Source organism: Frankia sp. AgPm24 (genome assembly GCF_023243055.1).
Classification (GTDB): Bacteria; Actinomycetota; Actinomycetes; order Frankiales; family Frankiaceae; genus Frankia; species Frankia umida.
This window is the reverse complement of record NZ_JALKFW010000210.1, coordinates 22,409-40,878: the sequence shown is the minus strand read 5'-3', so window position 1 is coordinate 40,878 and position 18,470 is coordinate 22,409. Positions and strand designations below refer to the sequence as shown.

Here is an 18,470-nt window from a genome sequence, read left to right as displayed (position 1 = left end):
GGATGCCCGTCACTCCGGTTCTCACCCGGCGTTGGAACACGCCGGAGTCGTGGACGATCGACACCTACCGCCGTCTGGACGGGTACGTCGCGCTGCGCACGGCGCTGGCCGGCGACCCGGACAGCCTGATCAAACTGGTGAAGGACTCCGGGCTGCGCGGGCGGGGCGGCGCGGGTTTCCCCACCGGGATGAAGTGGGGCTTCATCCCACAGGGCGACGGCAAGCCGCACTACCTGGTCATCAACGCCGATGAGGGGGAGCCGGGGACCTGCAAGGACGCGCCGCTGATGAAGGCCGATCCGCACTCGTTGATCGAGGGCATCGTGATCGCCGCGTACGCGGTGCGGGCCAACCAGGCGTACGTCTACCTGCGCGGTGAGCTGGTGCACGCGGCCCGGCGGATGCGGGCGGCCGTGGCCGAGGCGTACGCGGCGGGGTTCCTCGGGCGCGACATCCTCGGCAGCGGTTTCGATCTTGACCTGGTGGTGCACTCCGGGGCGGGGGCGTACATCTGCGGCGAGGAGACGGCGCTGCTGGACTCGCTGGAGGGACGGCGCGGGCAGCCGCGGCTGCGACCGCCGTTTCCGGCCACCCACGGGCTGTACGCGTCGCCGACCGTGGTGAACAACGTCGAGACGATCGCCAGCGTGCCGTTCATCGTCAACCACGGCGCGGACTGGTTCAGATCGATGGGCCGGGAGAAGTCGCCCGGACCGAAGATCTACAGTCTGTCCGGGCACGTGACCCGGCCGGGCCAGTACGAGGCGCCGATGGGCACCACGCTGCGGGAGCTGCTGGAGCTCGCCGGTGGGGTGCGCGGGGGGCGCCGGCTGAAGGCCTGGACACCGGGTGGCTCGTCCACGCCGATGCTCACCGCCGACCACCTCGACGCGCCGCTGGACTTCGAGGGCATGCAGGAGGCCGGCTCGCTGCTCGGCACCGCCGCACTGATGATCATGGACGAGACGACGGACATGCTCAAGGTGGTGCGCCGGCTCACCGAGTTCTACGCGCACGAGTCGTGCGGCAAGTGCACGCCGTGCCGCGAGGGCACCAGCTGGATGGTGAAGATCCTCAAGCGGATCGAGGCCGGTGGGGGCGACGCGCAGGACGTGGACACCCTCGTCGACGCCTGCGACAACATCTTCGGCCGGGCGTTCTGCGCCCTCGCAGACGGGGCCACCTCGCCGATCGTGTCGGGGATCAAGTTCTTCCGGGACGAGTTCATCCCGGTGAGCGCGGTGACCACGAAACCGGACAGCAGCCCCGACGGGGGCCTACGCGGGAGCGCACTGACACCATGACCGTCGCGCCAACGACCCCGGCAGCAGATCTAGTCTCGCTCAACGTCGACGGGCAGCCGGTCAGCGTGCCCAAGGGCACCCTGATCATCCGGGCGGCCGAACTGCTCGGCATCGAGATCCCGCGGTTCTGTGACCATCCGCTGCTCGACCCGGTCGGCGCCTGCCGGCAGTGCATCGTCGAGGTGGAGGGCCAGCGCAAACCGGTGGCCGCCTGTACCACGACGGTCGCCGCCGACATGGTGGTCCGCACCCAGCTCACCTCCCCGGTGGCGCGCAAGGCCCAGGCCGGCACGATCGAGTTCCTGCTGCTCAACCATCCGCTTGACTGCCCGATCTGCGACAAGGGCGGCGAGTGCCCGCTGCAGAACCAGTCGATGGCCAACGGTGGCGCGTCCTCGCGGTTCAGGGAGACCAAACGGGCCTACCCGAAGCCGCTGGCGATCTCCACCGAGATCCTGCTCGACCGGGAACGCTGCGTGCTGTGCGCGCGGTGCACCCGGTTCTCCGCGCAGATCGCCGGGGACCCGTTCATCGAACTGTTCGAGCGGGGCGCCGACGAGCAGGTCGCGATCAGCGACGGGGAACCGTTCTCGTCCTACTTCTCCGGCAACACCGTGCAGATCTGCCCGGTGGGCGCGCTGACCAGCGCCGCCTACCGGTTCCGGGCCCGCCCGTTCGACCTGGTCTCCACCCCGACGGCCTGCGAGCACTGCGCGTCCGGGTGCAGCCTGCGTACCGACCATCGGCGCGGCAGGGTCACCCGGCGGCTGGCCGGCGACGACCCGGCGGTCAACGAGGAGTGGAACTGCGACAAGGGCCGCTTCGCGTTCACCTACGCCCGCGGAGCCGACCGGCTGACCACCCCGCTGATCCGCGATGACGAGTCCGGGCAGCTGGTCGAGGCGACCTGGAGCGAGGCCCTGGAGTACGCGGCGCGGGGACTGTCCGAGTGCCGGGGCCGCCACGGCGTCGGGGTGCTGGCCGGTGGACGGCTGACCCGCGAGGACGCCTACGCCTACGCGAAGTTCGCCCGGGTCGCGCTGAACACCAACGACGTCGACTTCCGGGCACGGCCGCATTCGGCCGAGGAGGAGCAGTTCCTCGGCCACGCGGTCGCCGGCACCGGGATCGGGGTGACCTACGCCGATCTGGAGGCGGCACCCACGGTGCTGCTGGTGGCGTTCGAACCGGAGGAGGAGTCCCCGATCGTCTTCCTGCGGCTGCGCAAGGCCGCGGACAAGTCGGCCACGGCGGTGCACGCGCTCGCGCCGCTGGTGAGCCGGGGGCTCGCGAAACTGCACGCGACATGGGTGAGCGCCGAACCCGGGGCCGAGCCGGCCATCGTCGACGCGCTCGCGGCGGTGGGGGCGGGAGGCTCGGAGACCGATCCGCTGGCCGCCACGGCGCGGGCGGTGCGGGCCTCCGGCGCGGTCATCCTCGTCGGTGAGCGGGCGGCGCAGATCCCGGGGCTGCTGTCCGCGGCACTGCGGTTGGCCGACGCCAGCGGTGCGGCGCTCGCCTGGGTGCCACGGCGGGCGGGCGAGCGGGGTGCGGTGTCGGCGGGGCTGTTGCCCTCGCTGCTGCCGGGTGGACGGCCGGTGGCCGACCCCGCCGCGCGGGCCGAGGTCGAGGCGGTGTGGGGGACGCGGCTGCTGGGAGCGCCGGGACTGGACACCAGCGGGATTCTCGCGGCGGCCGTCGGCGGCCGGCTGGACGCGGTGCTGGTCGCCGGGGTCGACGCCGAGGATCTGCCGGACCCGGGGGCGGCGCTGGCGGCGCTGGCCCGGGTGCCGTTCTGCGTGTCGTTGGAGGTTCGGCGTTCGTCGATCGTCGAGATCGCGGACGTGGTGCTGCCGGTCGCGCCGGTGGCGGAGAAGGCCGGGTCGTTCGTCGACTGGGAGGGACGGCTGCGGCCGTTCCAGCGGGCGCTGTCGACCACGGCGCTGCCCGATGTCCGCGTGCTGCACCTGCTGGCCGCCGAGATGGGCATCGACCTGCGCCTGCCGGACACCGGTGCGGCGGCGCGCGAGCTGCGCGGCGTCGGACGGGTCGGCTCCCAGATCGCGCGGGTGCCGGCACCGACGGAACCCGCCGCGCCGGCGGCGGTGCCGGGCGTGGGTGAGGCGGTGCTGGCCAGCTGGCATCAGCTCATCGACGACGGGGTGCTGCTGGCCGGCGAGCCGTATCTGGCGGGCACCGCGCGTGCCTCGGTGGTGCGGCTCTCGGCGGCGACGGCGGCCGAGATCGGGGTGCGCGACGGGGAGCCGGTGCGGGTCTCCACCGGGCACGGGTCGATCACACTGGCGTGCGCGGTGACCGCGATGGCGGATCGGGTGGTCTGGGTGCCAACCCATTCGGCCGGCTCGCATGTGCGCCGGTCGCTGGGGGCGTCGGCCGGGGCGGTGGTGCGGATCGCGGCCAGTGGGCTGCCACCGTCCAGCTTCGGCCAGCTGTCGGTGAACGGCGTCAGGCCGGAGGGAGGGCGGTGAACGGGGCTGTGGGCACGGCGGTGTTCGCGGCGCCGGTGGACCCGGATCTGAGCGGGTTCGGGCAGGACCCGTTCTGGCTGGTGCTGGTCAAGGCCGTGGCGGTCTTCGCGTTTCTGCTGCTCATGACGCTGTTCGCGATCGTGTTCGAGCGCAAGGTCGTCGCGCGGATGCAGCAGCGGATCGGGCCGAACCGGCACGGGCCCAGGGGATGGCTGCAGAGCCTCGCCGACGGCGTGAAACTCATGCTCAAGGAAGACCTGATCCCGGCGCTGGCCGACAAGCCGATCTTCGTTCTGGCGCCGATCGTCTCGGCGATTCCGGCGTTCCTCGCCTTCGCGGTGATCCCGTTCGGACCGCAGGTGTCGATCTTCGGGCAGCACACCACGCTGCAACTCGCAGACCTGCCGGTCAGCGTGCTGTACATGCTGTCCGCGGCCTCACTCGGGGTGTACGGACTGATTCTGTCCGGCTGGTCGAGCGGCTCCACCTATCCGCTGCTCGGCTCGCTGCGCTCGGCCGCCCAGATCATCTCCTACGAGGTGGCGATGGGCCTGTCGTTCGTCGCGGTGTTCATGTACGCCGGGACACTGTCGACGTCCGGGATCGTCGAAAGCCAGTCGGGACGGTGGTACATCGCGTTGCTGCCGTCGTTCGTCCTGTACGTGATCTCGATGGTCGGCGAGACGAACCGGACGCCGTTCGACCTTCCCGAGGCCGAGGGTGAACTGGTCGGCGGATTCCACACCGAGTACAGCTCGATCAAGTTCGCGTTCTTCTTCCTCGCCGAGTACATCAACATGGTCACCGTCTCGGCGATCGCGACCACGCTGTTCCTCGGTGGCTGGCAGCCGCCGCCGATTCCGGGGCTGTCCGGTCTCGACCACGGCTGGGTGCCGATCATCTGGTTCGTGCTCAAGCTGCTGCTGTTCCTGTTCTTCTTCATCTGGCTGCGGGGCACACTGCCGCGGCTGCGCTACGACCAGTTCATGGCGTTCGGGTGGAAGGTTCTCATCCCGGTCGGACTGCTCTGGGTGCTGATCATCGCCGTGTTCCGGGTCTACCAGAAGGACGTCGACGACCGCACACCATGGCTGATCGGCATCGGGGTGGTGGTCGGTGTTCTCGTCATAGTCGCGCTCATCGATCCCGGTGGCGGTCGCTACCAGCGGGAACTCGAGGAGACCGAGCGCCGCAAGCTCGCCGAGGCACCCAGCCTCGAGAACATTCCGTGGCCACCGCCGCAACAGCCGACGGCCACCCCCGCATCCGTCGTCGCCGTGGACCACCAGCCGCGCCAGGAGGGCTGAGACATGGGCGTGTTCGATCCCTACAAGGGCTTTGGCGTCACCTTCTCGACGATGTTCAAGAAGCCGACGACGGAGCAGTACCCCGAGGAGAAGAAGGCCACCGCGCCGCGGTTCCACGGCCGCCACCAGCTCAACCGGCATCCGGACGGGCTGGAGAAGTGCGTCGGCTGCGAACTGTGCGCGTGGGCGTGCCCGGCGGACGCCATCTACGTCGAGGGCGCCGACAACACCGAGACCGAACGTTTCTCTCCGGGGGAGCGCTACGGCCGGGTCTACCAGATCAACTACCTGCGCTGCATCCTGTGCGGGCTGTGCATCGAGGCGTGTCCGACCCGGGCCCTGACGATGTCGAACGACTACGAACTCGCCGACGACTCCCGCCAGGACCTGATCTTCACCAAGGAGCAGCTGCTCGCGCCGCTGGCCGAGGGCATGGAGGCCCCGCCGCATCCGCTGCGCCTCGGCGAGACCGAGACCGACTACTACCTGCGTGACCCGGACGCGCCACTGCCCTGGCAGGTCGCGAGCCAGAGCGCTGACCAGCCCGATGGCCAGCCCGATGGCCAGACCCGATGAGCTCCTTGGTGACGGCCGCGGGCGAGCTGACCAGTACGTCCACCGGGGAGGCGGTGACGTTCTGGATCCTCGCGCCGGTCGCGGTGCTGGCCGCGCTCGGGATGATCCTGGTGCGCAGCGCCGTGCACTCGGCGTTGTTGCTGGTGGCGAACCTGTTCTGCGTCGCGGTGTTCTACCTGTTGCAGCAGGCGCCGTTCCTCGGCTTCGTGCAGATCATCGTCTACGCGGGCGCGATCATGGTGCTCTTCCTGTTCGTGCTGATGCTGGTCGGCGTCGACTCGTCCGACTCGCTGGTGGAGACCATCCGCGGGCAACGGCTCGGCGCGGTGATCTTCGGGCTGGGGTTCGCCGGGCTGCTGGTCTTCCCGATCGGCTCGGCGATCGACGGCGTCCGCGGGGACGGGCTTGAGACCGCCAACACCGGCGGCAACGTCCAGGCGATCGGGCGGCTGCTGTTCAGCCAGTACGTGTTCGTCTTCGAAGCCGTCTCGGCGCTGCTGGTCGTCGCCGCGATCGGGACGATGGTGCTCGGCCACCGCGAACGTGACGGCGGCCCGGTCGGCCAGCAGGAGTGGATGCGGCGGCGCTTCGCCTCCGGCGGGCAGGTCACTCCGCTGCCCGGGCCCGGGGTGTTCGCCCGCCACGACTCGGCGGACACGCTGGGGCTGCTACCCGGCGGCGGGCGGGCCTCGGGTATCGGGGGCATCCCGGGCATCGAGTCGCCCGAACCCGCTGAGTCGCCCGAACCCGCTGAGTCGCCCGAACCCGCCGCGAACGACGGGGATTCGGCGTTGGCCGGGGCTGCCGGTAGGGGAGCCGCGGGTAAGGGAGTCGCGGGTAAGGGAGCCGCGGGTAAGGGGGATGAGCAGTGAATCCGGCGAACTATCTGATTCTGGCGGCGCTGCTGTTCACGATCGGGACCGCCGGGGTGCTGGTGCGGCGCAACGCCATTGTCGTGTTCATGTCGATCGAGCTGATGCTCAACGCGTCGAACCTGACCCTGGTCACCTTCTCCCGGCTGCACGGCACCCTCGACGGCCAGATCATGGCGTTCTTCGTGATGGTCGTCGCCGCGGCCGAGGTCGTCATCGGCCTCGCCATCATCCTCAGCATCTTCCGGACCCGCCGCTCGGCGTCGGTGGACGACGTGAACCTGCTGAAGTACTGATCACGGAAGAACGGACGAGACTTCAGTGACGCATACTCCGGTTCACTACGCCGCCGCCTCCGGCGCGTTCTCGCTGTCGTGGCTGCTCATCGCGCTGCCCCTGGCTGGTGCGGCCGTGCTGCTGCTCGGCGGGCGGCGCACCGACCGGTTCGGTCATCTGATCGGCACGGCAGCCGCGGCGTTGAGCTTCGTCGTCGGTGTGGTGCTGTTCGCCGCGATGCTCGGACGCTCCGGAGAGGACCGGGCGGTCTCGCAGCACCTGTTCTCCTGGATTCCGGTGAACGGCTTCCAGGTCGACGTCGGCCTGCTCGTCGACCAGCTCTCGATCGTCTTCGTGCTGCTGATCACAGGCGTCGGCACGCTGATCCACATCTACTCGATCGGCTACATGGCGCACGATCCGGCCAGGCGGAAGTTCTTCGCCTACATGAACCTGTTCCTGGCCTCGATGCTGCTGCTGGTGCTCGGCAACAACTTCCTGTCGCTCTACGCCGGGTGGGAACTCGTCGGCCTGTCGTCCTACCTGCTGATCAGGTTCTGGGAGTACAAGCCGGCCGCGGCCACCGCGGCGAACAAGGCGTTCTACATGAACCGGGTCGGTGACGTCGGCCTGGCCATCGCGATCATGCTGATGTTCGCCACCGTCGGCTCGACGAGCTACGCGGACGTCTTCGGCGCCGCGGCGGCGAACGTCGTCGGCTACGGCACCATCAGCGCGATCGCCCTGCTGCTGCTGCTCGGCGCGTGCGGCAAGTCCGGCCAGTTCCCGTTGCAGGCCTGGCTACCGGACGCCATGGAGGGTCCCACGCCGATCTCGGCGCTGATCCACGCGGCGACCATGGTGACCGCCGGCGTCTACCTGATCGTCCGCTCGGCACCGATCTTCAACGAGTCGCAGGCGGCCCGCACCGTCGTCGTCGTCATCGGCGCGATCACGATCCTGCTCGGCTGCGTCATCGGCTGCGCCTACGACGACATCAAGAAGGTGCTGGCCTACTCGACGGTCAGCCAGATCGGCTACATGTTCCTCGCGGTGGGCCTCGGGCCCGCCGGCTACGCGATCGGCATTATGCACCTGCTCGCGCACGGCTTCTTCAAGGCCGGACTGTTCCTCGGTGCCGGGTCGGTCATCCACGCCATGGACGACGACCAGGACCTGCGCCACTACGGCGGACTGTGGCGGTACATGCCGATCACCTGGGCCACGTTCGGCCTGGGGTTCCTCGCGATCATCGGGTTCCCGGGACTGTCGGGGTTCTTCACCAAGGACCGCATCATCGAGACCGCCTTCGACAAGGGCGGCACCTCCGGTTACCTGCTCGGCGCGGTCGCGCTGCTCGGCGCCGGCATCACCGCGTTCTACATGTCACGGCTGTTCCTGATGACCTTCCACGGCCGGCCCCGCTGGTCAGGTGAGGGTGAGGACGCCCGTCATCCACACGAGTCGCCGCCGACGATGACCGGACCGATGATCATCCTGGCGATCGGTTCGACGTTCGCCGGCGGCCTGTTCGTTCTGGGCCACAGCATGCAGAACTGGCTCGAGCCGGTCGCCGGCGAAGGGGTCGAGGGTGTGCACACGTTCTCCCCGATCGTGCTGACCGCGCTCACCCTCGTCGTGGTCGCCGGTGGGTGCGCCGCGGCCTGGCTGCGCTACCAGGCTCGTCCGGTGGAGGCCACCGCCCGGCCGGACGCGGAGGTCACCCTGGTGACGGTCGCCGCCCGGCATGACCTGTTCGCGAACACCCTGAACGAGACCATCGCGATGCGCCCCGGCCAGTTCCTGACCCGTTTCCTGGTCTGGCTGGACCTGGTCGGTGTCGACGGGCTCGTGCGGGGCAGCGCCGCCGGCATCGGCGGACTGTCCGGGCGGATGCGCCGCCTGCAGACCGGTTTCGTCCGGTCCTACGCTCTGTCGATGTTGGGAGGTGCCGTCCTGATGGTCGGCGCACTGCTGCTGGTGTGGGGCGGCTGACGTGAACTCGGTGCCCTGGCTGACGATTCTGCTGCTTGTCCCGGCCGTCGCCGCGGTCGTCGTCGCCGCTTTCCCGCGGCGGCTCGCGACCCAGGCCAAGCAGCTCACCCTCGCCGTCACCCTGGTGGTGCTGGTGCTCGCGGTGTTGGCGACGTTCGCCTACCACCCGAACCGGGCCGGCTTCCAGTTCGCCCAGCGCTACGACTGGATCCCCACCTTCGGCATCTCCTACGCGGTCGGAGCGGACGGCATCTCGCTGGTGCTGATCCTGCTGACCGCGCTGCTGGTACCGGTCGTGGTGCTGTCGTCCTGGGACGAGTTCGACAGCGAACCGGACGGGCCGGCCAGGCCGTCCGGGCCGGACGGGCCGTCCGGTGGGGTCGTGCCGGGTGATGGCGGTGGCAGCGGTCCTGGCGGCGATCCTGGTACCGGGGGTGGGGGGACGGCGGTGCTGGTGGCGGTGCCGCCGGCGCCGGTGGTGGACGCGGTTCCAGCGGTGGACGCGGTTGCGGCGCCGCGGCGGTCGGTGCCGGTGTTCTGCGCGTTGCTGCTGGTGCTGGAGGCGGGGCTGGTCGGGGTGTTCGCCGCGACCGACGTGTTCCTGTTCTACGTCTTCTTCGAGGCGATCCTGATTCCGATGTACTTCCTGATCGGGAGCTTCGGGCCGGCGGGGCAGCAGGCGCAGCGTTCGTACGCGGCGGTGAAGTTCCTGATCTACAGCCTGCTGGGCGGGCTGCTCATGCTCGCCGCGGTGATCGGGCTGTACGTCGTGTCCGCCGAGCAGCTGGGCAGCGGCACGTTCGACTTCGCCCTGCTGCGCCAACTCGACATCACCCCGGGTGTGCAGAAGCTGCTGTTCCTCGGCTTCTTCGTCGCGTTCGCCATCAAGGCGCCGCTGTTCCCGTTCCACACCTGGCTGCCCGATGCCGGTGCGCAGGCGCCGGTCGGGGGAGCGGTGCTGCTCGTCGGCCTGCTGGACAAGGTGGGCACGTTCGGCCTGATCCGCTACTGCATCCCGCTGTTCCCGGACGCGTCGGACTACTTCGCGCCACTCGTGCTGGCCCTGGCGATCATCGGAATCTTCTACGGGGCGCTGCTCGCGATCGGGCAACGGGACATGAAACGGCTGGTCTCGTACACCTCGCTGGCCCACTTCGGGTTCATCGCGCTCGGCCTGTTCGCCTTCACCAGCCAGGCCGGTACCGGCGCCGTGCTCTACATGGTGAACCACGGGCTCTCCACCGGACTGCTGTTCCTGGTCGTCGGCTTCCTCATCGCCCGCCGCGGCACGGCCGACATCGGCGCCTACGGCGGACTGGCGAAGGTGACACCGGTGCTGGCGGGAACGATGCTCATCGCTGGTCTGTCGTCGCTGGCGCTGCCGGGCACGAACAGCTTCGTCAGCGAGTTCCTGGTCCTGGTCGGCACGTTCACCTACAACAAGGCGCTGGCGATCGTCGCCACCGCCGGCATCGTACTGGCGGCGATCTACGTCCTGTCGCTGTACCAGCGGACGATGACCGGCCCGATCACCCACGAGGCCAACCGGACGCTGCCCGATCTGTCCTGGCGGGAGAAGGCCGTCGTCGCACCGATGATCGCACTGATCATCGGGCTCGGGGTGTACCCGAAGCCGCTGATCGACATCATCCGGCCGACGGTCACGGCGACCTACACCGACGTCGGCAAGTCCGATCCGGCCCCGACCCATCCCGTCACCGTCCAGCCCGGAGGCCGTTCGTGAGCGCCAGCCTGCTCGCGCAGACCGAGAAGATCACCCCGCCGTCGATCGAGTACTCCTCGCTCAGCCCGCTGCTCATCGTGTTCGTGGTGGCGCTGATCGGGGTGCTCGTCGACGCCTTCGCGCAGCGGGAGGCCCGCCGGGTGATCCAGCCGGTGCTCGCGGCCGGCGGGTTCATCGCCGCGTTCGTCGCGGTGGCGGTCCTGCACGGACGGCACGCGCTGCTCGCCGCGAACGCGGTGGCCATCGACGCTCCGGCACTGTTCATGCAGGGCACGATCCTGGTGTTCGCGCTGCTGTCGGTGCTGCTGGTCGCCGAACGGCAGTTGGATTCGGCCGGCGGTGCGATCGTCGCCTCGGCCGCGATCACTCCCGGGTCGAAGGGGTCGACGGCGGCACGGACGTCAGCCGACATGCAGACCGAGGCCTACCCGCTGATGGTGTTCTCGGTCACCGGCATGATGCTGTTCGTCGCGTCGAACAACCTGCTGGTGATGTTCGTCGCGCTGGAGATCCTCTCGCTGCCGCTGTACCTGCTGGCGGGCCTGGCGCGCCGACGGCGCCTGCTCTCGCAGGAGGCCGCGATGAAGTACTTCCTGCTGGGCGCGTTCTCCTCGGCGTTCTTCCTCTACGGCCTCGCGTTCGCCTACGGGTACGCCGGCAGCGTCGAACTGGGGAAGATCGCCACCGCGGTCGGTACGACCGGCAGGACCGACGCCTATCTGTACCTCGCGGTCGGGCTCATCGCGGTCGGGCTGTTCTTCAAGATCGGCGCCGTGCCGTTCCACTCCTGGACCCCGGACGTCTACCAGGGGTCGCCGACGCCGGTGACCGCGTTCATGGCCGCGGGGACGAAGGTGGCCGCCTTCGGGGCGATCCTGCGGGTCTTCTACATCGCCTTCGGACCGCTGCGTTGGGACTGGCGGCCCGTGCTGTGGACGGTCGCCATCCTCACCATGGTCGTCGGTGCGGTGCTCGCGCTCACCCAGCGTGACATCAAGCGGATGCTCGCCTACTCGGCGATCGCCCACGCCGGCTTCCTGCTGGTCGGCCTCGCCGGCACCAACACCGACGGGTTGCGCGGCGCGATGTTCTACCTGGTGACCTACGGTTTCACCACGATCGCCGCGTTCGCCGTCATCTCGCTGGTGCGCACGTCCGACGGGGAGGCCAGCGACCTGTCCCAGTGGCGGGGGCTGGGCCGCACCTCACCGCTGCTGGCCGGGGTGTTCTCGTTCCTGCTGATGGCCCTCGCCGGCATTCCGCTCACCAGCGGGTTCACCGGCAAGTTCGCGGTGTTCCAGGCGGCGATCGAGGGAGACGCCACCCCGCTGGTCGTGGTCGCACTGGTCTGCAGCGCGATCGCGGCGTTCTTCTACGTGCGGGTGATCGTGCTGATGTTCTTCTCCGAGCCGCTCGCGGACGGGCCCGTGGTGATCACCCGACCCACCCTCACCTTCGCTACGGCGGGTATCGGCACGCTCGCGACACTCGTCCTGGGAGTAGCGCCACAGCCTCTTCTCGACCTGGCGAACACCGCGGCGTCGTCCGGCTTCGTACGCTGACGGTGGTATGAGCGCTATCGGGCTGGACGTCGTGGGGATCAGGACCGATCCTGATCTCGAAAAAGCCGTGCGAGCAGGTCTCGCTGAGGTGGAGGAGCTGCTGCGTGCCTCGGTGCGCAGCGAGTTCAGCTTCGTCACCGAGACCTCCAGGCATCTCGTCGACGCGGGAGGTAAACGGTTCCGCCCGATCGTCGTGCTGCTGGCGGCGCAGTTCGCCGATCCGCAGGCCCCCGGAGTGGTTCCCGCGGCCGTCGCGATCGAGCTGACCCATCTGTCGACCCTGTACCACGATGACGTGATGGACGAGGCGCCGCGGCGCCGGGGGGCGGCCTCGGCCAACGCCCGGTGGACGAACACCGTCGCCATCCTCACCGGCGACTACCTGTTCGCCCGCGCCTCGGACATCACCGCGGATCTGGGCCCGGAGGCGACACGCATCCTCGCCCGCACCATCGCGACCCTGTGCGAGGGGCAGATCCGGGAGACCATCGGGCCGTCCGGCGGTGAGGATCCCGTCGAGCACTACCTGCGGGTCGTGCGGGAGAAGACCGCCTCGCTGATCGCCACCTCGGGCCGGCTCGGTGCGATGCTCGCCGGCGCCGATCCGATCACCGTGGACACACTGGCCACGTTCGGTGAGATGTTCGGGGTGGCCTTCCAGCTTTCCGACGACATCATCGACGTCGCCTCGGACGCGGCGGCCTCCGGCAAGACCCCGGGGACGGACCTGCGCGAGGGCATCCCGACCCTGCCGTTGCTCTACGCGCTGCAGACCGACGATCCGGCGGCCCGGCGACTGCGTGAGCTCATCGCGTCCGATTTCGCCGCCGGGGGTGGAAACCCGGATGACGGGGTGGCGGAGGCGCTGGAGCTGTTGCGCGGCCACGAGGGGATGGCCCGCGCCCGCCGGGAACTCGCTGTCTGGTCCGCCCGGTCACGCGACTGCCTGGCACCACTGCCGGACTGCCCGGCGAAGACCGCGCTGCTGTCGCTGGCCGACTTCGTTCTCGACCGGACCGGCTGACCCGGCGGGCGGGGGGCCACAGTGCCCCCACCCGCCGGTGGGGGCTCAGTGCCCGGTGGCCGTCGTGGAGCGTGGCAGCAGTGGGGTGATGCTGATCGGGCCGGGCTGCAGCACTGACGACGAGGGGGACGACGCTGCGGGGGACGCCGAGGGGGTGTCCGGGGTGAACGGCAGGCCGGTGTCGGGTTCGCCTGTCGCGGACGGGCTGGTGCTCGGGCTGATCGTGGCGTCCGAGGTGGGCGAGGTGGGCGAGGTGGGGGAGGTGGGCGAGGTGGGCGAGGTGGGCGTTGACTCGGGGGTGCCGGTCGACGAGGTGCCCGGGGTGAGCCCGCGCAGGTCGGTCGGGCCGGTGGCGGTGCCCTGCGGGACCAGCGTGATGATCGGGATCGGCGCGGTCGTCGGGCCAAGCGTGGTGGTGGTGAAGGCGCTGGAGGTGCCATCGGTGCTCTGGCCGGGATGCGGCGCGGGCACGGCGCGCGGCGCGGTGGAACGGATGGAACCGCGGGCCGCCTGGGACTGCGAGGCGCCGAACGCGAGGGCGTCGGTGCTGCCGTTGTACTGGATGCGGGAAGCGTCGCCGTTGGTGGGAACAGTCGCGGATCCGGGCTGTTCGCCGCCGAGGGTCACCCCGGCCACGATGGCCGACAGGCCTGCGAGTGACACGGTGCCAGCCGCGGCCAGGCGCACCCGCCCGTTGCCGCGCCGCGTCGGCGCCCGATGCGCGCCCGGGAGACGGACGGCCTGGGTGTCGCGCGGACGGGGAGCCGGCACCATACCGGCGGGGCGCACGGGCATCCGACTGGCTGTGAAGGCCACGCCGTTGCTGTAGCCGCCGTAACCGTCCGCGCCGTAATCGTTGGGGTCGTCATCGGCCCAGTGGGCGCCGTCGGACATGGGCTGCTCGTACCAGGCGTCGTCCGGCAGTTGGTCGGTGTTGGGGATGGGGTGGCCGCCGGTGGCGGGGTAGGGATCTGCGTCGTCAGGCCAGCTGTCCGTGGCTGGCCAGGCGGGGGCGGCCGGGGGCCGCGGGGCGGCGGTCGGGACCAGGACGGAGCTCGTGGTGTACCGGCTCGGTGCGTACGGGGCTGGGGTGTACTGGGCTGGGGTGTACTGGGCCAGTTCTCGGTCGCGGCGGGCGGTGGTGCTGACCGAGAGGGGGCCGGTGATGGTGTCTCGCTCGCCTGGAGGTGAGACGGGCGGGCGGGCCGGGACGGGCCAGGGGGTGGGACGGGGAGCGGGGCTGGGAACGGCGGTCTCGGGTGCCAGCGCTGACGGGCGGGCCGCGGAGCGCCGGTCCAGGGAGCGCCGGTCGGTCGAGCGCCGGTCGGCGGTGCCGTGCCGGGCGTGCCGGCCGGCCGAATGGCTACCCACGGGGGCCTCCGGACGGAACACGAGGTCGCGCCGCCATCAGGACGGGCGCATGGACAGGACCCATCGGCGAACGCGGACCGGCCGCGGGTCGTGGGCTGAGGGCTCGATGACCCCGCACTATGCCTCCGGCTGCACTGGTGTGGTGAGCCCCCCCGGGCCGCACGGCACCCCCACGCGCACTGTCACAGTACCCGACCAACGCAGAGTGGCAAATATCAGACGGAGGGCGCGTAACGGCGCTGTGGCCGCGTGATGTCCGTCGGCCTGGCCCCTCTGGGCGTCCGGGCGAAGCCGCCGGAAGTACGGGAAGCGACGACAACGACGACAACGAGGCCGGGACCCGCACGTCGTGTGCGCGTCCCGGCCTCGTCCACTACCGGTCTGACCTGCCCCGTGGGGACTGGGATCAGTCGATGGTCCAGGTCTCCCCGCCGGAGATCATCGCCATCAGATCACCGTCGCCCTGCTTCGCCTTCGCGTCGGCGACCTGCTTGTTGAGCGCCTCGTCGTAGGTGGGGACATCGACGTTACGGAAGATGCCGATGGGGGTGACTCCGTGGGTGTCCCCGGTGAGCCGGGACAACGCGAACGCCTGGCTGGGCTCGGCGGCCGAGGCGTTGTGCACCAGGACCCCGGGGGCGTCGGCGGAGACGACCTCCAGGCCGCCGTCGTCGGCGCGCCGGATGGCCTTGTCGCCCTCGGCGCCGAAGACCAGCGGCTCGCCGTGCACGAGGCGCAGCGTCACGTCGTCGCGGGTCGAGCGGTCCTTGAGGGTGTCGAAGGCGCCGTCGTTGAAGATGTTGCAGTTCTGGAAGATCTCGACGAACGCCGTGCCGGGGTGCTCGGCGGCGGCGCGCAGCACCGAGGTCAGGTGCGCACGGTCGGAGTCGACCGAGCGGGCGACGAACGTCGCCTCGGCGCCCAGGGCCAGCGAGACCGGGTTGTACGGACGGTCCAGCGAGCCGTACGGCGTCGACTTCGTGATCTTGCCGATCTCGGACGTCGGCGAGTACTGGCCCTTGGTCAGCCCGTAGATCTGGTTGTTGAACATCAGGATCTTGATGTTGACGTTGCGGCGCAGCGCGTGCAGCAGGTGGTTGCCGCCGATGGACAGCGCGTCGCCGTCCCCGGTGACGACCCAGACCGACAGGTCCGGCCGCGAGGTGGCGAGGCCGGTGGCGATCGCCGGCGCCCGACCGTGGATGGAGTGCATCCCGTAGGTCTGCAGGTAGTACGGGAAGCGCGAGGAACAGCCGATCCCGGAGATGAACACGACGTTCTCGCGCGCGATGCCGAGCTCGGGCAGGAAGCCCTGCACCGTGGCGAGGATGGCGTAGTCACCGCACCCGGGGCACCAGCGCACCTCCTGGTCGGAGGTGAAGTCCTTGCGGCTCTGCGGACCTGGTGCCGCGGGCACCAGATCGAGCAGACGGTTACTGATCCCGGAACGGTTCGTCGTGACGGTCACTGGTTGATCACGTCCTCCAAGACGCCGGCCAGCTCAGCTGCCTTGAAGGGCAACCCGCGGACCTGGTTGTAACCGATCGCGTCGACGAGGTACTCGGCCCGGATGAGCATCCGCAGCTGGCCGAGGTTCATCTCGGGGATGATCACCTTGTCGTACGACCGCAGGATCTCCCCGGTGTTGGCCGGGAAGGGGTTGAGATGACGCAGGTGCGCCTGCGCGACCTGCAGTCCCTTGGCCCGTACCCGCCGGCAGCCGGCGGCGATCGGGCCGAAGGTGGAGCCCCAGCCGAGCACGAGGACCCGGGCAGAACCGGAGGGGTCCTCCACTTCCAGCGGGGGAACGTCGTTCGCGATGCCGGCGACCTTGGCGGCCCGCAGCCGGACCATCCGGTCGTGGTTCGCCGGGTCGTAGGAGATGTTCCCCGGCCCGTCCGACTTCTCGATGCCGCCGATGCGGTGCTCGAGACCGGGTGTGCCCGGGACGGCCCACGGGCGGGCGAGCGTCTCGGGGTCACGCAGGTACGGCCAGAACTCCGGACCCTTGTCGCCGGTGTGGTTCGGCTCGGTGGTGAAGGTGACGCTCAGATCCGGAAGCTCCTCGCGGGTCGGCATCAGCCACGGCTCGGAGCCGTTGGCCAGGTACCCGTCGGAGAGCAGGAACACCGGGGTGCGGTACTTCGTCGCGATCCGGGCGGCCTCGATGGCCGCGTCGAAGCAGTCACCGGGGGAGCGGGGCGCCACGATCGGCACCGGGGCCTCACCGTTGCGGCCGAACATGGCCTGCAGCAGGTCGGCCTGTTCGGTCTTGGTCGGCAGGCCGGTGGACGGGCCACCGCGCTGGATGTCGACGATCACCAGGGGCAGCTCGAGGCTGACCGCGAGGCCGATCGTCTCGCTCTTGAGCGCGACACCCGGGCCGGACGTCGTGGTGATCCCGAGCGAGCCACCGAAGGACGCGCCGAGCGCCGAGCCGATGCCGGCGATCTCGTCCTCGGCCTGGAAGGTCCGCACGCCGAACCGCTTGTGCTTGCTCAGCTCGTGCAGGATGTCCGAGGCCGGCGTGATCGGGTAGGTACCGAGGAAGATCGGCAGCCCGGTCAGCTCACCCGCGGCGACCAGCCCGTAGGACAGGGCCAGGTTGCCGCTGATCCGCCGGTAGGTGCCGGGCTTCATCCGGGCCGGCGCCACCTCGTAGGTGACGGTGAACGACTCGGTCGTCTCGCCGTAGTTGAAACCGGCGCGGAACGCCGCGATGTTCGCCGCGGCGATCTCCGGCCGCTTGGCGAACTTCTTCGTCAGGAATGCCTCGGTGCCGCCGGTCGGCCGGTGGTACAGCCAGCTCATGAGGCCGAGGGCGAACATGTTCTTCGCCCGCTCGGCTTCCTTCTTGTTGACCGACCCGCCGCCACCGCCACTGTCGGCGGCGGCGTGCACCGCGTTGATGGTCATCGAGGTCAGCGGCACCCGGTGGACGACGTAGGGGTCGAGCGTCCCGTCCGTCAGCGGATCCGTCGCATAACCGGCCTTCTTCAGGTTTCCACCTGTGAAGGAATCGGTGTTGACGATGAGGTTCGCGCCGGGCGGCAGATCCTTCAGATTCGCCTTCAGAGCGGCGGGATTCATCGCGACCAGGACGTCCGGGGCGTCGCCCGGCGTAAGAATGTCGTGGTCGGAGAAATGCAGCTGGAATCCGGAGACTCCGGCCGGTGTGCCGGCTGGCGCGCGAATCTCCGCGGGGAAGTCCGGGAGCGTCGACAGGTCGTTGCCGAACGTGGCGGTCTCGCTGGTGAACTGTTCTCCGGTGAGTTGCATACCGTCGCCGGAGTCGCCCGCAAAACGCACGACGACCCGGTCGAGTCGGCGGGTCTCCCGCTCCCTGACCTGTTCAGACACTTTCAGTAACCTCCTCGGGTACCACACCAGCGTAGCGGCTGCCGCATTGAGGTGCGTGCGGCGAGCCGGGCCGGGCCAGGTGCCCGGACGCGGCCGACCGATCGAACCCGAATCCGATGATCTACGGTTCTCTGCCCTGGGGGTGATTGGCTGTCGACTCTGTGTACGACTCTGTGTGCGTTTGCGTCCGTGTGCGTATGCGCACCCCGTTGTTCCGCCGCGGTGGTTCGTACGGGTGCGGCCGATGGTGCCGGGTCGAGGCATCCGGCCGAGGGATTCACCACTGCGGGGGGCTCACCCGTGTTGAGCCCGGTTCGGAACGTGACTACCGAGGTGCTCCGTGCACCACGTAACGTGCACCACCCACCGCGGGATCGGTTGGCCTGCGGACGCTTCACCGGCGCTCGCGATGACTCTGTGCCTGCGACTCACCATCCTTTGTAGCCACCATGCGCGGGACGTGCGGAGGAAGGGCCGCTCCACCGAGCGTATCGGCCCAGGGCCTTGTGGCGGGCTGTCGTCCGGCCGACGTGGGTAGCTCGCGGGGTCCACAGTGCCCTTGACGACAGCGGATCCGACACCTTGGTGGC

The 18,470-nt window shown here is 69.9% G+C and carries 13 protein-coding genes; 10 read left to right on the top strand and 3 right to left on the bottom strand.

Going from position 1 to position 18,470, the window contains the following annotated elements; genetic code table 11:
• Nucleotides 1–2 precede the first annotated feature (2 nt).
• The 10 genes from nuoF to MXD61_RS22065 are packed head-to-tail and all read left to right on the top strand — an operon-like array spanning nt 3 to nt 13,149.
• Nucleotides 3–1,304: an NADH-quinone oxidoreductase subunit NuoF gene (gene nuoF, locus MXD61_RS22110; RefSeq protein ID WP_248815358.1), complete on the top strand. Its 1,302-nt coding sequence runs from the start codon at nt 3–5 to the stop codon at nt 1,302–1,304.
• Nucleotides 1,301–3,793, top strand: coding sequence for an NADH-quinone oxidoreductase subunit G (locus MXD61_RS22105; protein ID WP_248815357.1), 2,493 nt, complete (start codon nt 1,301–1,303; stop codon nt 3,791–3,793). The genes nuoF and MXD61_RS22105 overlap by 4 nt, the downstream gene beginning before the upstream one ends.
• Nucleotides 3,790–5,100, top strand: a complete 1,311-nt coding sequence (gene nuoH / locus MXD61_RS22100) for an NADH-quinone oxidoreductase subunit NuoH (protein WP_248815356.1) — start codon at nt 3,790–3,792, stop codon at nt 5,098–5,100. Before MXD61_RS22105 ends, nuoH begins: the two co-directional genes overlap by 4 nt.
• Before the next feature lie 3 nt (nt 5,101–5,103).
• A complete protein-coding gene (nuoI, locus tag MXD61_RS22095) occupies nt 5,104–5,676 on the top strand; it encodes an NADH-quinone oxidoreductase subunit NuoI (RefSeq protein ID WP_248815355.1) in 573 nt (190 codons plus the stop codon).
• A complete protein-coding gene (locus MXD61_RS22090; RefSeq protein WP_248815354.1) occupies nt 5,673–6,548 on the top strand; it encodes an NADH-quinone oxidoreductase subunit J in 876 nt (291 codons plus the stop codon). The genes nuoI and MXD61_RS22090 overlap by 4 nt, the downstream gene beginning before the upstream one ends.
• The gene (nuoK, locus tag MXD61_RS22085; protein WP_163548232.1) at nt 6,545–6,844 is read left to right on the top strand and encodes an NADH-quinone oxidoreductase subunit NuoK; all 300 of its coding nucleotides are present in this window, start codon (nt 6,545–6,547) and stop codon (nt 6,842–6,844) included. The genes MXD61_RS22090 and nuoK overlap by 4 nt, the downstream gene beginning before the upstream one ends.
• A 25-nt stretch (nt 6,845–6,869) precedes the next feature.
• Nucleotides 6,870–8,819, top strand: coding sequence for an NADH-quinone oxidoreductase subunit L (nuoL, locus tag MXD61_RS22080; protein WP_248815353.1), 1,950 nt, complete (start codon nt 6,870–6,872; stop codon nt 8,817–8,819).
• A gap of 1 nt (nt 8,820) precedes the next feature.
• Complete coding sequence (locus tag MXD61_RS22075) at nt 8,821–10,563, top strand: NADH-quinone oxidoreductase subunit M (protein ID WP_248815352.1); 1,743 nt, start codon at nt 8,821–8,823, stop codon at nt 10,561–10,563.
• On the top strand, nt 10,560–12,125 hold the full coding sequence (gene nuoN, locus MXD61_RS22070; protein ID WP_248815351.1) for an NADH-quinone oxidoreductase subunit NuoN: 1,566 nt from the start codon (nt 10,560–10,562) through the stop codon (nt 12,123–12,125). The genes MXD61_RS22075 and nuoN overlap by 4 nt, the downstream gene beginning before the upstream one ends.
• A 7-nt stretch (nt 12,126–12,132) precedes the next feature.
• Nucleotides 12,133–13,149 carry a polyprenyl synthetase family protein gene (locus tag MXD61_RS22065; RefSeq protein WP_248815350.1) on the top strand — a complete coding sequence of 339 codons (1,017 nt, stop codon included), beginning with the start codon at nt 12,133–12,135 and terminating at the stop codon, nt 13,147–13,149.
• A gap of 45 nt (nt 13,150–13,194) precedes the next feature.
• On the opposite strand, the gene MXD61_RS22060 is transcribed toward MXD61_RS22065, so the two are convergent.
• The 3 genes from MXD61_RS22060 to MXD61_RS22050 all read right to left on the bottom strand — a co-directional run bounded on the left by MXD61_RS22060 (nt 13,195) and on the right by MXD61_RS22050 (nt 17,880).
• Complete coding sequence (locus tag MXD61_RS22060) at nt 13,195–14,520, bottom strand: hypothetical protein (RefSeq protein WP_248815349.1); 1,326 nt, start codon at nt 14,518–14,520, stop codon at nt 13,195–13,197.
• Nucleotides 14,521–14,926: 406 nt separating this feature from the next.
• Nucleotides 14,927–15,988 carry a 2-oxoacid:ferredoxin oxidoreductase subunit beta gene (locus MXD61_RS22055; protein ID WP_248815348.1) on the bottom strand — a complete coding sequence of 354 codons (1,062 nt, stop codon included), beginning with the start codon at nt 15,986–15,988 and terminating at the stop codon, nt 14,927–14,929.
• Nucleotides 15,985–17,880 (bottom strand): 2-oxoacid:acceptor oxidoreductase subunit alpha, encoded by a 1,896-nt coding sequence (locus tag MXD61_RS22050; protein ID WP_248815347.1) that lies wholly within the window; start codon nt 17,878–17,880, stop codon nt 15,985–15,987. The genes MXD61_RS22055 and MXD61_RS22050 overlap by 4 nt, the downstream gene beginning before the upstream one ends.
• Nucleotides 17,881–18,470: the final 590 nt, after the last annotated feature.